Source organism: Sphingomonas koreensis, from assembly GCF_002797435.1.
Taxonomy (GTDB): domain Bacteria; phylum Pseudomonadota; class Alphaproteobacteria; order Sphingomonadales; family Sphingomonadaceae; genus Sphingomonas; species Sphingomonas koreensis.
Genome location: NZ_PGEN01000001.1, coordinates 2,077,007 through 2,090,476 on the forward strand (window position 1 = coordinate 2,077,007; position 13,470 = coordinate 2,090,476).

Sequence of the window (13,470 nt, forward strand, 5' to 3'; positions counted from 1 at the left end):
GTGAAGATCGCCGTCCTCAAGGAGACCGCCGCCGGTGAGCGGCGCGTCTCCGCGACGCCGGAAACGGTCAAGAAGTTCGTCTCGCTCGGCGCTGAAGTAGTCGTCGAACGCGGGGCGGGTGACACCGCTTTCCTTGATGACAACGCCTTTGCCGCCGTCGGCGCCAAACTCGGGTCGCGCGCCGATGTGCTCGCGGATGCCGACATTGTGCTCGGCGTGCAGGGACCAGACCCGGCGAGCCTCGCCGGCATCAAGCCCGGCGCCTGGTTGGCAGCGGGACTCAACCCGTTCGGCGAGCGCGCTCGAGTCGACGCCTATGCCGCGCTGGGCATCGAGGCGCTGGCAATGGAGTTCATGCCGCGCATCACGCGTGCGCAGTCGATGGACATCCTGTCCTCGCAGTCGAACCTGTCGGGCTACAAGGCTGTGCTCGACGCTGCCGCCGAATATGGCCGCGCCTTCCCGATGATGATGACCGCGGCGGGCACGGTTTCGGCCGCAAAGGTGTTCGTGATGGGCGTCGGCGTCGCCGGCCTCCAGGCAATCGCCACCGCGCGGCGCCTGGGCGCGCAAGTCTCGGCAACCGACGTGCGCTCGGCGACCAAGGAGCAGATCCTCTCGCTCGGCGCCAAGCCGATCTTCGTCGAGAGCGTCGCCGGGATCGAGGGCGAAGGCTCGGGCGGCTACGCCACCGAGATGAGCGACGAGTACAAGGCGGCGCAGGCCGAGCTCGTCTCCTCGCACATCGCCAAGCAGGACATCGTCATCACCACCGCGCTGATCCCGGGGCGCCCGGCCCCGCGCCTGATCAGCGACGCGCAGATCGCATCGATGCGGCCGGGTTCGGTCATCGTCGACCTCGCGGTCGAGAGCGGCGGCAATGTCGAGGGCGCGGTCGCTGGCGAGGTGGTCGAGAAGCACGGCGTGAAGATCGTCGGGCACAGGAACGTGCCCTCGCGCCTCGCCTCGGACGCCTCGGCGCTGTTCGCGCGCAACCTCTACAATTTCCTCTCCGCCTTCTGGGACAAGGAAGCGGGCAAACCGGTGCTCGACGAAGAGATCGGCGATGCGATCCGGCTGACCAAGGACGGTAAGGTAGTGAACGAGCGTCTGCTCGCCTGATTATTTGCGCAAGGGGGCGCTGACATGGACTTCATCTCGATCCTGTCGATCTTCGTGCTGGCGTGTTTCGTCGGCTATTATGTCGTGTGGTCGGTGACCCCGGCGCTGCACACACCGCTGATGGCGGTCACCAACGCGATCTCCTCGGTCATCATCGTCGGCGCGCTGATCGCGTCCGCTGCGGCAGGCAGCCCGACCGCGAAATGGCTGGGTCTGATCGCCGTCGCGCTGGCCAGCGTGAACATCTTCGGCGGGTTCGCCGTGACCGAGCGGATGCTCGCCATGTACAAGAAGAAGGGCTGAGCCGATGCATGAGGCCGTTCCGCTCAACCCCTGGGTCGCGCTCGCCTATCTGGTCGCAGGCGTCTGTTTCATCGTCGCATTGCGCGGCCTGTCGTCGCCCGCGACCAGCCGTCGCGGCAACCGTTTCGGCATGGCGGGGATGCTGATCGCAGTGGTGACGACGCTTGTCACGCACCTGCCGCTCAAATCGACCGGCAGCTGCGACAACATCCAGCCGCAGGCTGGCATGGATACGTTCTGCACGGAAATTTTTGCGACTGATTTCGCATCGGCTGGCGAGATTCTGATCGCAATCGCCGTAGGTGCCGTCGTTGGCATCGTGATGGCGCGCAAGATCAAGATGACCGACATGCCGCAGCTGGTGGCGGGCTTCCACTCGCTCGTCGGCCTTGCCGCGGTGCTCGTCGGCGTCGCCGCCTATCTCAACCCGGAAGCATTCGGCATCGTCTTCCCCGCTGGGTCGCCCGACGCCGGGCTGATCCTGCCGGTCAGCCGGATCGAGCTGGGCCTTGGCGTCGCGATCGGTGCGATCACTTTTTCCGGATCGGTCATCGCCTTCCTCAAGCTCAACGGAAACATGGGCGGCGCGCCGATCATGTTGCCGGGACGGCACGTCATCAACCTTGGCACGCTGGCCGCGATCCTCGGCCTGATTGCGTTCCTGACGGTCGAGCTGCGCGCGCCCGACTGGGTGTTCTGGACCGTGCTGGTCCTGTCCTTCGTCATCGGCTTCCTGCTGATCATCCCGATCGGTGGCGCGGACATGCCGGTCGTGGTGTCGATGCTGAACAGCTATTCGGGCTGGGCGGCGGCGGCGATGGGCTTCACGCTCGGCAACACCGCGATGATCATCACCGGCGCGCTGGTCGGCAGCTCGGGCGCGATCCTGTCCTACATCATGTGCCGCGCGATGAACCGCAGCTTCATCAGCGTGATTGCGGGCGGCTTTGGCGGCGACAGCGGCGGCGGCGCGGCCGCGGCGGCGACCGACCGGCCGTGGAAGCGCGGCAGCGCCGAAGACGCGGCGTTCCTGATGAGCCAGGCCGAACAGGTCATCATCGTTCCCGGCTACGGCATGGCGGTGGCGCAGGCACAGCACGTGCTGCGCGAGATGGCCGACAAGCTCAAGGAACATGGCGTCCGCGTGAAATACGCGATCCACCCGGTCGCGGGGCGCATGCCCGGGCATATGAACGTTCTGCTGGCCGAGGCCAACGTCCCCTATGACGAGGTGTTCGAGCTGGAGGACATCAACTCCGAGTTCAGCCAGACCGACGTCGCCTTCATCATCGGCGCCAACGACGTGGTGAACCCCGCGGCCAAGACCGACAAGTCCTCGCCGATCTACGGCATGCCCGTGTTCGACGTGAACAAGGCCAAGACCGTGCTGTTCATCAAGCGCAGCATGGGCGGCGTCGGCTACGCCGGGGTGGACAACGACGTCTTCTATCAGGACAACACGATGATGTTGCTGGCCGACGCCAAGAAGATGGTCGAAGAGATCGTGAAGTCTCTCGACTGATCGTGCGCCCCGGCCAGCCATTTGGGGGGCCGGGGCGATGATCAGTGTAGGACGAATATTGGAGGGCGCGTTCGGCGTCTTCCGCGAGCATTTCACCGCTGTCACGATCTGGGGCGGGATCTACCTCGCCGGCAACCTTGCCCTGCTGCTGGTGATGCAGCCGATAATGCAAGGCGCGCTCGCCCCCGGCGCCCAGGCCGATCCGGCGCAGATGATGTCGGCCATGGGGCCGGTGTGGCTGCTGGGCTTCCTGATGGGGATCGTCGGTGTCGTACTCTACACCGCGTCGATGCGATCGGTGCTGCGGCCGGACGCCGGCGGCATCGCCTTTCTTCGCCTGGGCCTGGACGAACTGCGCATGCTGGGCCTGCTCATGCTGTTCATCATCGGCGGCAGCGTGCTGTTCGGTCTCGCGAGTACGGTGATGGCGCTGTTCATCGGTGGCATCGCCGCGAGCATCGAATCGGCGATGTTCACCGGAATCATGTCGGTCCTCGTCGTCCTCGCCGTGTTCGTCATCGTCCTATTCTTCGTCGTGCGCTTCTCGCTTGCCTTCCCCCTCACCCTCCATCGCGGCGCGTTCGCGATCGGGGAGGCGTGGCGTTTGAGCCGCGGACATTTCTGGAAGCTGTTCGCTGCTGCGCTCGTAGTGGCCGTGATCGGTTTCGTGGCATCGATCGCGATCAACATGATCTCGGCGGGTAGCCATTTTGCCGAGGTGCTCGCCGCGGTGAGCGACCCGTCCGATGACGGGACCAGAGTCCGCATCCTTGAGCAGCGCGCAGCGACTCTCGGCAGCTTCAACATGATGATGATTCTCCAGTCGATCGGCGGCAGCGCGGTGGCGGCAATCTGGATCGCGCTGAGCGGCGGCAGCGCAGCGACCGCTGCCCGATTACTGGTCGCCGACGAGTTCAACGATGCCGAAGAGGTGTTCGGCTGACTTACCGCTTGCGTTCTTGATCCGTTCCGGAGATAGTTCATCCGAAACGGATTGGGAACGGAGGCATTTATGCTTACCTCTGCGGCACGAACCGGTGAAACATCCGCAATGCAATGCAAAGCGGAGGTTTTGATGCGCGAGACGGTCGCCCCTGTCCTTTATTCGCCCGCACTGGGCGGCGGCGCGCTGATCGTCGCCCTGCCCGAGCGGGTGGCAGCGCTGCAGCAGCTGGTCGAAGCGGCCGGCATACGCCTGCTCGGCACGGTGGCGCCCGGCCAGGCGGCGGCGCGGCTCGCAGACCAGGTCAACCTCGACCTGCTGATGTTCGATGCAGGCGGGCTTTCGATCGAGGACGCGGCGGACAGCGCAGCCGGGATCGCCGGGATGATGATGCAGCGCGACTGCCGGACGGTCGCGCTGTTCGACACGGCATCGATCGACGTGGTCGCCGGACCGATGCTCGCGGCGGATGCGATCCTGCTCTGCGACGCGAGCCCGGCCGAGGTGGTTTCGGCGCTGGCCGGCGCGCTGCCGGGCGGTTCGACGCGGCTCCACGACGCGACTCGGGAGCGCGAGGCCGAGCGGCTGCGCCTGCTCAACGAGGAGGTCGCCCGGCTGGCGGAGGTGCTGAGCCAGCTCACCGCCGAACCATCCGGCGGGGTCCGGGATCGCACCCCCGGCTATCGTGCCGAGCCGGTGACGGAACCCGATCCCGATCCGCGCAGCGTGCGTGCCGCGATTCGGGCACGCCGCCTGCGCGACCAGCATTTCGCGTCGGAGCTGTTTGCCGATCCCGCCTGGGACATGCTGCTCGATCTCTATGCGGCGCGGCTGGAAGGGCGGCGCGTATCGGTCTCCAGCCTGTGCATCGCCGCAGCGGTGCCGCCGACTACGGCGCTGCGCTGGATCGGGACGATGCACGATGCCGATCTGTTCGGTCGCGAGGCCGACCCCACCGACAAGCGCCGCGCGCATATCACGCTGACCGATCGCGCCGCAGCGGCGATGCGCGGCTATTTCGGCGCCGCGGCGCGCGCCGGGCTGGTGCCGGCCTGAGCTGACGGGATTGGGAACGCCTCAAGTGGTGGGCTCGTCGGGGCTCGAACCCGAGACCTACAGATTAAAAGTCCGTTGCTCTACCAACTGAGCTACGAGCCCGCACTTGAGGGTGGGGTGCACCTAAGGGCGCGATCCGCTTCGGTCAACCGGCACAGCGTCGTGCGACATGCTCCTCACCCTTGTCGATGGTCCCCTTGATTTCGCAGAAGCGCGGCTCGCGGACCCGCTTGCCGCCTTCATGCCGGTCAGGAATCCGCCGGCATCGCGCGCTCCCTATGTCTGCGCCGCGAGTTGACGGATCGTACGGCCCGTAACGGGGTCGCGCCAGCCAGGAACGATCGCGTTGAGCGGCCGCAGCACGAAATCCCGGCGGCGGAACTGCGGGTGCGGGACAGTCAAGCCGGGACTGGCCCAGGCGCCGCCCGACCAGAGGATGATGTCGAGATCGATCACTCGGCTGTCCCATCGGCGCCCGCGCCTGCGGCCGAAGACGCGCTCGATCGCCTTGAGGCGAACCAGCAATTCGGGCGGCATCTCGTCGCTCTCGATCAGCGCCGCGGCATTGGCGAAACGGCGTCGCGACGGACCGAGCGGAGCGGTGGCGATGATCGGGGACGCTCGAACGACCCCGCCGATCACGGCGAGCGCCGCGCGCAGCTCCGCCTCGGGCGCGCCATGACGGCCGCGGCGGTTGGAGCCGAGGGCGATGACATAGAGATGCGCAGGGGTTGAGCTGGTCACGCCGCACGGCCTATCGCTGGCAGATGGTTCCGCCAAGCCCGCTTCCCGAAACCGAGCCGCCGCGCGATTGCCCGCGCTGTCCCCGGCTGGTGGCGCTGCGCGACGACCTGCGGGCCGAGCATCCCGACTGGTGGAATGCGCCGGTGCCCGCATTCGGCGATCCCCAGGCATGGCTTGGCATCATTGGCCTGGCGCCGGGCAAACAGGGCGCCAACCGCACCGGCCGGCCGTTCACCGGCGATTTCGCGGGCGACATGATGTTCGCGACACTGGCCAAATTCGGCTTCACCGAGGGGAAATATGACTCGCGGTCCGATGACGGGCTTCAGCTCAAGGGCGCGATCATCATCAACTCGGTCAAATGCCTGCCGCCCGAGAACAAACCGACGCCCGAGGAGGCGCGCACCTGCCGCCCCTTTGCCGACGCTCAGGCCAATGCGATCCCCGCACGCATCTTCATCGCGCTCGGCCAGATCGCGCACCAGAGCGCGGTCAAGATCCTGGGCGGAAAACTGCCCAAATGCCGCTTCGCGCATCTGGCCGAGCATCGAATGCCCGACGGGCGCGTGCTGATCGATAGCTATCACTGCTCGCGCTACAACCAGAATACCGGGCGGCTGACGGCGGAGATGTTCGAGGCGGTGTTCGCGAGGGCGCTGGCGCTGCGGGCAGCCGCCTGAAACGCAGCGCCGGTTACCAAAGCTCACGAAACGGAAGGCTTTTTCAGCGAGCGCGACCGGGAAGCGCCCGCGACACGACTGCGACGCGACACCGACGCGACAGCTGGACGACATCGGCGCGACGGCATCGCGACACCGACGCGCCATCCACAAGACACCGAAGCGACGGTTCTGTGCGTTGACGCTACCGCTGCGCGACACCCGAGCGACGCGGACGCGACGGCCACGCCACCTGGAGCCACGCGCCGCTGAGAGACAAGTCCGTTCCATCCATCAGGATGGAGCAAATCGCTTCCAACTTTGCAATGGCCGGTACGGCCGAGAGGGAATGCAGGTCAGATATCCTCGACCATGCGCCGGTACAGCTCCGGCCTGCGGTCGCGGAAGAAGCCCATGCCGGCGCGGTGCTTGCGGGCGCGGTCGAGGTCGAGCGTCGCGGTGAGGACGCCGGTTTCCTCCGCGCCGAATTCTGCGAGGATGTCGCCCCATTCGTCGCAGATGAAGCTGTGGCCGTAGAAGCGCTGGTCGCCCTCGGTGCCGATGCGGTTCGACGCGATGACGGGGACGACATTGGACACGGCATGGCCGATCATCGCGCGGCGCCACATGCGGCTGGTGTCGAGATCGGCGTCATAGGGTTCCGACCCGATCGCGGTGGGGTAGAACAGCAATTGCGCGCCCATCAGCATCATCGTGCGCGCGGTTTCGGGATACCATTGGTCCCAGCAGATGCCGACACCGAGCGCCGCGTCGTCGGCGGGGCCGTCCCACACCTTGAACCCGGTATTGCCGGGGCGGAAATAATATTTCTCTTCATAGCCGGGGCCATCGGGAATGTGGCTCTTGCGATAGACGCCCGCGACCTTGCCGTCGGGGCCGATCATCGCGAGGCTGTTGTAGAAATGCGGCCCGTCCGCCTCGAAGAAGCTGGTCGGGATGTGGATTTGCAGCTCGGCCGCGAGCGCCTGCATCGCGGTGACCGCGGGGTGGCTGGCGAGCGGTCTGGCGGTCGCGAACAGCGCCTCATCCTCGACCCGGCAGAAATATTCGCCTTCGAAGAGTTCGGGGGGCAGGACGACCTGCGCGCCCTTGCTCGCCGCCTCGCGGACGAGGTCGGTGACGTTGGCGATGTTTTGCTCGACGTCGTTTGAGAAGGCGAGCTGGAGCGCGGCGACGGTGATCTGGGTCATGTGGGGTATTTAGGGGGAGTCGGGCGGGAGTGCACGGGGTTTGAGGGGTGGCAACAAACCATGCCGAAATTGCGAAGTCAGAAATCGAACGTGAAGGAAGCTTGCCGGTGCTTTGGATCGAACGTGACCCATTCGTAGAACCGATCCGCCATGCCGCAGAGTTCGCGCCAATCGGACAAAGGCTCTTTCGCGCCACTTTGGACAACGAAGCCGATCCCGATCGTGGGCTTTATCCAGCGGAATATCAGCCAAACATTATCCACATTGTCGAACTGCGCCGTACACGCGCCGGTCGGCTTTGCCGCCGCCCCGTTATACTTGTAGATTTGATACCGGCGAAACTTTACCCAAGAGCCTTCTGGCCCAATGCTTACATCCTCGTCCGGCCAAAGTGGTGCGGTCGCCTCTCGTGTGCGCGCGCGCACGAATATCTGGATGACGTTGCCGTCATGCGCTTTCTTGTCGGCTCGCGAAAGGGGCAAGGGTCCACTGATCGAGAATGCCACTGCGCCAAAGCGGGATGCGCGCTCACCAACTTTGAACCGATGAACTACCCCCGGACAGTCATTGCTGTTGATGGGAGGGTCGATGGCATCCGAAACGATCGCTCGAAAAACGCCGTCTGACTCGCTTCGTCCGTCGTCGACATAGCCCCTTAGCCAGTGGGCCGGAACGAACATCTTTGTGCCATCGAAGTCGAGAATTCGGACCGCGCGGTCTTGGACCTGCTTAACTGCTGCTCGATCCGCGGCAGGACAGCCGGTGATTTGTGCGGAAGGAGCGCTTCCTGATCGACGTGCGCCGTTACTGCTCTCATCGCATGCCGCTACAAGCGATGCGATGCCCACCATCGATAGCCCGTAGAGTCGAAACTGTTTTTTTGCCTTCACCATCTCGGTCTAGCCGCTCCCTGACCGGTTCCGCCGACTATCGAGAATTGGTTTCGAATAAGTGGAAGCTAGCGGACTTACGAACTCGACCCGAGACGGGGCTGTTCTTCTCTCCCGTAGCGCGAAGAAGAAGAAGCCTTGGCCCGGCTCAAGGCCGGGCTGACGTGGCGAATGAAGAAGAAGACCCTTCCCAGCCCTCCCGCAAGCGGGAGGGGCTTAAGTGGGAGGCGCGCGGGTTACTTCGGAATCTGCTGACTGATGCAGTGGAAGCTCCCGCCACCCGTCAGGATATGGTCCGCGCGCAGGCCCACTGCCTCGCGGCCGGGGAATAGCGCGCCGATCGTTTCCACCGCCTTGCGGTCATTGGGCTGGCCATAGACCGGGATCACCACCGCGGCGTTGCCGATGTAGAAGTTCATGTAACTCGCCGGCACCACCTCATCGCCATGGATGACGCGGCCGGGTGAGGGGATCGGGACGACCTCGACCCCGAACGCCTCGGCACGGCGCCTGGCGTCGGCATAGACCAGCCAGTTGGGGTCGTTCTCTTCCGGCACGGGGATCGCCAGCCGGTTCTCGCCGACGAAGCGGGCGAGGTTGTCGACATGGCCGTCGGTGTGATCCATCGCCAGGCCGTTGCCGAGCCACAGCACCCGATCGAAGCCGAGATCGGTGTACAGCCGCTCCTCCGCCTCGCGCTGCGAGAGGGTGGGGTTGCGGTTGCGGTTGAGCAGGCATTGTTCGGTGGTGACGACGAGGCCGGTGCCGTCCCAGTCGATCGAACCGCCTTCGAGCACCCAGTCGTGCGGCTGCACCTCCATGCGGCGCTTGTCGGCGAGCAGCGCGCCGACCTCGACATCGCCCTCGTAATGATATTTGCCGCCCCACCCGTTGAACTCGAAATCATGGCCGACGCCCCGATTATCGACGATCACGCCAGTGTCGCGCAGCCAGATGTCGCCGAAGGGCGCGACGACCACCTTGGCTGCATCGCCCGCGAGCAGGCGCGCGGCCGTCGCCGCTTCCTCGTCCGCGGCGACGAGCAGCACCTGCTCGCCGGCACCGTCGGCATGGACCGCGCGGGCAAAGGCGGCGACCTCGGCCCGGGCGGCGTTCAGCGATTCCCACAGCTCGGGATGGCTGGGGAAACCGATCCATACGGCCTTGTGCTTGGCCCATTCGGGCGGCGGCGTCGCCTTCATATACGCTTACTTCGCTCCCTGGCGTGACTTGTCGCGGGCGGCGCGGAATTCGTCGCCCTCGTTCCAGTTGGGCCAGTCGGTGGTCGAGGCGAGCGCGCGGCCGACGGCGTAATAAAGCTGGAGATCCTTCTCGACACCCGCCCAGTTCCAGTTCGGATCGAACTCGTCCTTGGGGCCGTGGTAGCGGTTCTTCTCATAGTCCTGCGCCGCGGCCTTGCCCGCCGCCGTGCCGCCCTCGACCAGATCGTCGCCCGCATCGAAATAGAGCATCGGCACGCCGTGCTTGGCGAGCATGAAGTGGTCGGAGCGGTAGTAGAAGCCCTTCTCCGGCGTCGGCTCGTTGCTGGCGGTGCGCCCCTGCGTCGCCAGCGCGCGATCGAGATAGGCGTCGAGCTGCGACTTGCCCTTCCCGACGACGACGACGTTCCTGGCCGGCGGAGTCAGGTTGAGCGCGTCCATGTTGACGCCGCCCACGGTCTTCGCGAGCGGGAAGACCGGGTTGTCGCCATAATATTTGGAGCCGAGCAGGCCCGATTCCTCGGCGGTGACGGCGAGGAAGACGAGGCTGCGGTCGGGCGCGCCGGCCTTCACATTGGCCTCGGCGAGCGCGACCAGCGCCGCAGTGCCGGTGGCATTGTCGATCGCGCCGTTGCAGATGTCGTCGCCGTCCGGCGCCGCCTCGCACCGGCCGAGATGGTCCCAATGCGCGGTGTAGAGGACATATTCCTGCGGGCGCGTCTTGCCGGGGAGGATGCCGATGACGTTCTTCGAGGCGTGCTTGCGGAGGTCGTTGTCGAAGCTGACCGACGCCTTCACGTCGCCAAGTGCGACCGGCTTGAAGCCCTTGACCTTCGCCGCCGCGGCGAGCGTGTCGAAATCCTGTCCGCCCGATGCGAACAGCGCCTTCGCCTTGTCGAGCTGCATCCAGCCGACCGCGGCCGACTGATCGGCATGGCCGTTGGCGGCGTCGGCCACCTGCTGCTCGCCCGTCCAGCTCGACTGGACGACGTTCCAGCCATAGGCGGCCGGCTCGGTCTGGTGGACGATGATCGCGGCGGCGGCGCCCTGACGCGCGGCCTCCTCGAACTTGTAGGTCCAGCGGCCGTAATAGGTCATCGCGCGGCCGTTGAACTCGCCCTTGGCCTCCGCCGTCTGCCAATCGGGATCGTTGACGAGGATGACGACGGTCTTCCCCTTCACGTCCATGCCGGCATAGTCGTTCCAGCCCTTTTCGGGCGCGTTGATGCCGTAGCCGACGAACACGACCGGGCTGTCCTTGACCGCGACCTTGGGCGTCACGCGATAGGTGCCTGCGACGAATTCGGGGCCATATTTCAGACTGAGCGGCTGGGCGCCGCCAGTGAAGCTGAGCGGCGAGACGTTCTTCGCCGTGATCGCGACCAGCGGCACGTCCTGGAACCAGCTGCCGTTGTTCCCGGGCTGGAGTCCCGCCTTCTGGAATTGCTGGACGAGGTAGTCGAGCGTCTTCTTCTCGCCCGCGGTGCCCGGCGCGCGGCCCTCGAATTCGTCGGAAGACAGGACGCGGGTCGCCTCCTTCATCGTCTCCATCGGCATCGCGGGCAGCGCAGGCTCGGGTGCAGCGGACTGGCCGCCGCTGCACGCGGCAAGGCCCAGCAGGGCAAGAAGGGCGAAACGCATGGGCACCGTCTCCGGGTAATATGATTGCGCGACTTGTGGCAGCGGGCGGCAGCCGGGGCAAGCGGGACGCAAACGAAAAGGGCGGCCCGGAGGGACCGCCCTTTGCTGTTTCGGCTGAAGCCGGAGCTTAGCGCGAATAGAATTCGACGACGAGGTTCGGTTCCATCTTCACCGGATACGGCACCTCGTCGAGGGTCGGCACGCGGGTGAAGGTGACCTTCGACGCGCCGTCCGGAGCGACGTAATCGGGGATGTCGCGCTCGGCGAGGCTCTGCGCCTCCATCACCAGCGCCATTTCCTGCGCCTTGGCACCCAGCTCGACGGTGTCGCCCGGCTTGATGCGGCGCGAACCGATGTTGCACTTCTCGCCATTGACCTTGACGTGGCCGTGGTTGACCAGCTGGCGCGCGGCGAAGATCGTCGGCGCGAACTTGGCGCGATAGACGATCATGTCGAGGCGCATTTCGAGCAGGCCGATCAGGTTCTGGCCGGTGTCGCCCTTCATCTTCGACGCGTCTTCGTACGAGCGCTTGAACTGCTTCTCGGTGATGTCGCCGTAATAGCCCTTGAGCTTCTGCTTGGCGCGCAGCTGGATGCCGAAGTCCGACATCTTGCCCTTGCGGCGCTGACCGTGCTGGCCGGGGCCGTACTCGCGCTTGTTGACGGGCGACTTGGGACGACCCCAGATGTTCTCGCCCATCCGGCGATCGAGCTTGTACTTGGCGCTGGAGCGCTTCGACATGTGAACTTCCTTACAATTGCTACGACGTTGACCCGGCAGTTTCCTGCCTGATCGCGATTCCGGTATCGCCTGCGTACAAGACGCAGGGCCGCCGCTTCACCGGAGTGCGGGGCCGATTGCGAAGGCGCGCGCCTAGCCGCACCCGATCACGGAGTCAAGTTTGGCCGGCCCGTGCACGCTTCTTGCCCTCCAGCGCCGAGAGCACGCCGCGCAGGGTGCGCAATTCCTGTTCGGTCCAGCCCGGCTTGGTCAGCAGGTTGCGCAAGGTCAGCTTGGTCGTCGGCACGCGATCGGGCGGATAGAAATAGCCGCTGTCCTCGAGCAGCATCTCGAGATGACCGATCAGCCCCTCCAGCTCTGCCTGCAGCGCGGGCGGATCGAGATCGACGCGCGGCGGCTGGGCGAGCTCGCGCCCCTTCGACCATTCGTAGGCGACGAGGATCACCGCCTGCGCCAGATTGAGCGAGCCGAACTCGGGGTTGATCGGAACGGTCAGGATCGCACGGGCGAGCGCGACATCCTCGGTCTCCAGCCCCGAACGCTCCGGGCCGAACAGGATCGCGCTGCGGCCCGGCGCAGCGTGGATTTCGCCCGCGGCCTGGACCGGGGTCACGACCGGCTTGGTCACGCCGCGCTTGCGCACCGTGGTGGCATAGACATGTTCGCAATCGGCGACCGCGTCGGCAACGCTGCCGAACACGCGCGCCTGTTCGAGCACCACGTCCGCGCCGCTCGCCGCGGGACCGGCCGACGGGTTGGGCCAGCCGTCACGCGGGGTGACGAGGCGCATCTCGGTCAGCCCGAAATTGAGCATCGCGCGTGCGGCCTTGCCGATATTCTCGCCAAGTTGCGGGCGGACGAGGACGATGACCGGGTTGGGGGCGGAGCCGCTCATCCGCCCTTTGCCTTTTCGTGGCCCACCTCGGTCACGCTGCTTGCGAACGCCTCGAAATCCTTCGCCTCGCGGAAATCGCGATAGACGCTGGCGAAGCGGATATAGGCGACCGAATCGAGACCCTTCAGCCCTTCCATCACCATCTCGCCGATGCGCTGGGACGGGATGTCGGTATCGCCGAGCGTTTCGAGCTGGCGCTGGATGCCCGAGACGAGCTTTTCGATCTGCCCCGCTTCGATCGGCCGCTTGCGGCAAGCGAGCGAGACCGAACGGATCAGCTTGTCGCGCTCGAACGGCTCGCGCCGGGACTCGCCGGTCCCTTCCGACTTGAGCACGGTCAGCTCGCGCAGCTGGATCCGCTCGAAGGTGGTGAAGCGCGCCGCGCACGCCTCGCACTGCCGCCGGCGGCGGATCGCCGCCCCATCCTCGGTGGGGCGGCTGTCCTTTACCTGACTGGCTTCATGTCCGCAGAACGGGCAGCGCATTCTTTGTTCCTTGGCGGTGCCGGCCCACTCCCCCGCC

General features: G+C 65.9%; 14 protein-coding genes and 1 tRNA gene. 6 read left to right on the top strand and 9 right to left on the bottom strand.

The features are described from left to right. From BDW16_RS09725 to BDW16_RS09745, 5 genes are all read left to right on the top strand, one after another. On the top strand, positions 1–1,122 hold the full coding sequence (locus BDW16_RS09725) for an NAD(P) transhydrogenase subunit alpha (RefSeq protein WP_066579063.1): 1,122 nt from the start codon (positions 1–3) through the stop codon (positions 1,120–1,122). Positions 1,123–1,146: 24 nt separating this feature from the next. Continuing rightward, a complete protein-coding gene (locus tag BDW16_RS09730) occupies positions 1,147–1,425 on the top strand; it encodes an NAD(P) transhydrogenase subunit alpha part 2 (RefSeq protein WP_066579070.1) in 279 nt (92 codons plus the stop codon). A gap of 4 nt (positions 1,426–1,429) precedes the next feature. After that, the gene (locus BDW16_RS09735; RefSeq protein ID WP_066579073.1) at positions 1,430–2,947 is read left to right on the top strand and encodes an NAD(P)(+) transhydrogenase (Re/Si-specific) subunit beta; all 1,518 of its coding nucleotides are present in this window, start codon (positions 1,430–1,432) and stop codon (positions 2,945–2,947) included. A gap of 37 nt (positions 2,948–2,984) precedes the next feature. Further along, on the top strand, positions 2,985–3,890 hold the full coding sequence (locus BDW16_RS09740; protein WP_125958778.1) for a hypothetical protein: 906 nt from the start codon (positions 2,985–2,987) through the stop codon (positions 3,888–3,890). 132 nt (positions 3,891–4,022) lie between these two features. Then, positions 4,023–4,946, top strand: coding sequence for a helix-turn-helix domain-containing protein (locus BDW16_RS09745; protein WP_100362744.1), 924 nt, complete (start codon positions 4,023–4,025; stop codon positions 4,944–4,946). A gap of 26 nt (positions 4,947–4,972) precedes the next feature. Here BDW16_RS09745 and BDW16_RS09750 read toward each other — a convergent pair. Then, positions 4,973–5,048, bottom strand: a tRNA-Lys gene (locus BDW16_RS09750). Positions 5,049–5,222: 174 nt separating this feature from the next. Further along, a complete protein-coding gene (folK, locus tag BDW16_RS09755) occupies positions 5,223–5,690 on the bottom strand; it encodes a 2-amino-4-hydroxy-6-hydroxymethyldihydropteridine diphosphokinase (RefSeq protein ID WP_066579079.1) in 468 nt (155 codons plus the stop codon). 23 nt (positions 5,691–5,713) lie between these two features. Between folK and BDW16_RS09760 the strand changes: the two genes are divergently transcribed. Beyond that, a complete protein-coding gene (locus tag BDW16_RS09760; protein WP_066579137.1) occupies positions 5,714–6,370 on the top strand; it encodes a uracil-DNA glycosylase in 657 nt (218 codons plus the stop codon). Between the two features lie 335 nt (positions 6,371–6,705). On the opposite strand, the gene aguB is transcribed toward BDW16_RS09760, so the two are convergent. From aguB to nrdR, 7 genes are all read right to left on the bottom strand, one after another. Next, positions 6,706–7,560, bottom strand: coding sequence for an N-carbamoylputrescine amidase (gene aguB / locus BDW16_RS09765; RefSeq protein WP_066579082.1), 855 nt, complete (start codon positions 7,558–7,560; stop codon positions 6,706–6,708). 77 nt (positions 7,561–7,637) lie between these two features. After that, a complete protein-coding gene (locus BDW16_RS09770) occupies positions 7,638–8,453 on the bottom strand; it encodes a hypothetical protein (RefSeq protein WP_125958777.1) in 816 nt (271 codons plus the stop codon). Positions 8,454–8,686: 233 nt separating this feature from the next. Then, complete coding sequence (locus BDW16_RS09775; protein ID WP_066579087.1) at positions 8,687–9,652, bottom strand: agmatine deiminase family protein; 966 nt, start codon at positions 9,650–9,652, stop codon at positions 8,687–8,689. Between the two features lie 6 nt (positions 9,653–9,658). Then, positions 9,659–11,311 (bottom strand): M28 family metallopeptidase, encoded by a 1,653-nt coding sequence (locus BDW16_RS09780; RefSeq protein ID WP_066579093.1) that lies wholly within the window; start codon positions 11,309–11,311, stop codon positions 9,659–9,661. Between the two features lie 127 nt (positions 11,312–11,438). Then, complete coding sequence (gene rpsD, locus BDW16_RS09785) at positions 11,439–12,053, bottom strand: 30S ribosomal protein S4 (protein WP_066579094.1); 615 nt, start codon at positions 12,051–12,053, stop codon at positions 11,439–11,441. A gap of 154 nt (positions 12,054–12,207) precedes the next feature. Then, positions 12,208–12,948, bottom strand: a complete 741-nt coding sequence (locus tag BDW16_RS09790) for an RNA methyltransferase (RefSeq protein WP_066579096.1) — start codon at positions 12,946–12,948, stop codon at positions 12,208–12,210. Further along, positions 12,945–13,433, bottom strand: a complete 489-nt coding sequence (gene nrdR, locus BDW16_RS09795; protein WP_066579140.1) for a transcriptional regulator NrdR — start codon at positions 13,431–13,433, stop codon at positions 12,945–12,947. Before nrdR ends, BDW16_RS09790 begins: the two co-directional genes overlap by 4 nt. Positions 13,434–13,470: the final 37 nt, after the last annotated feature.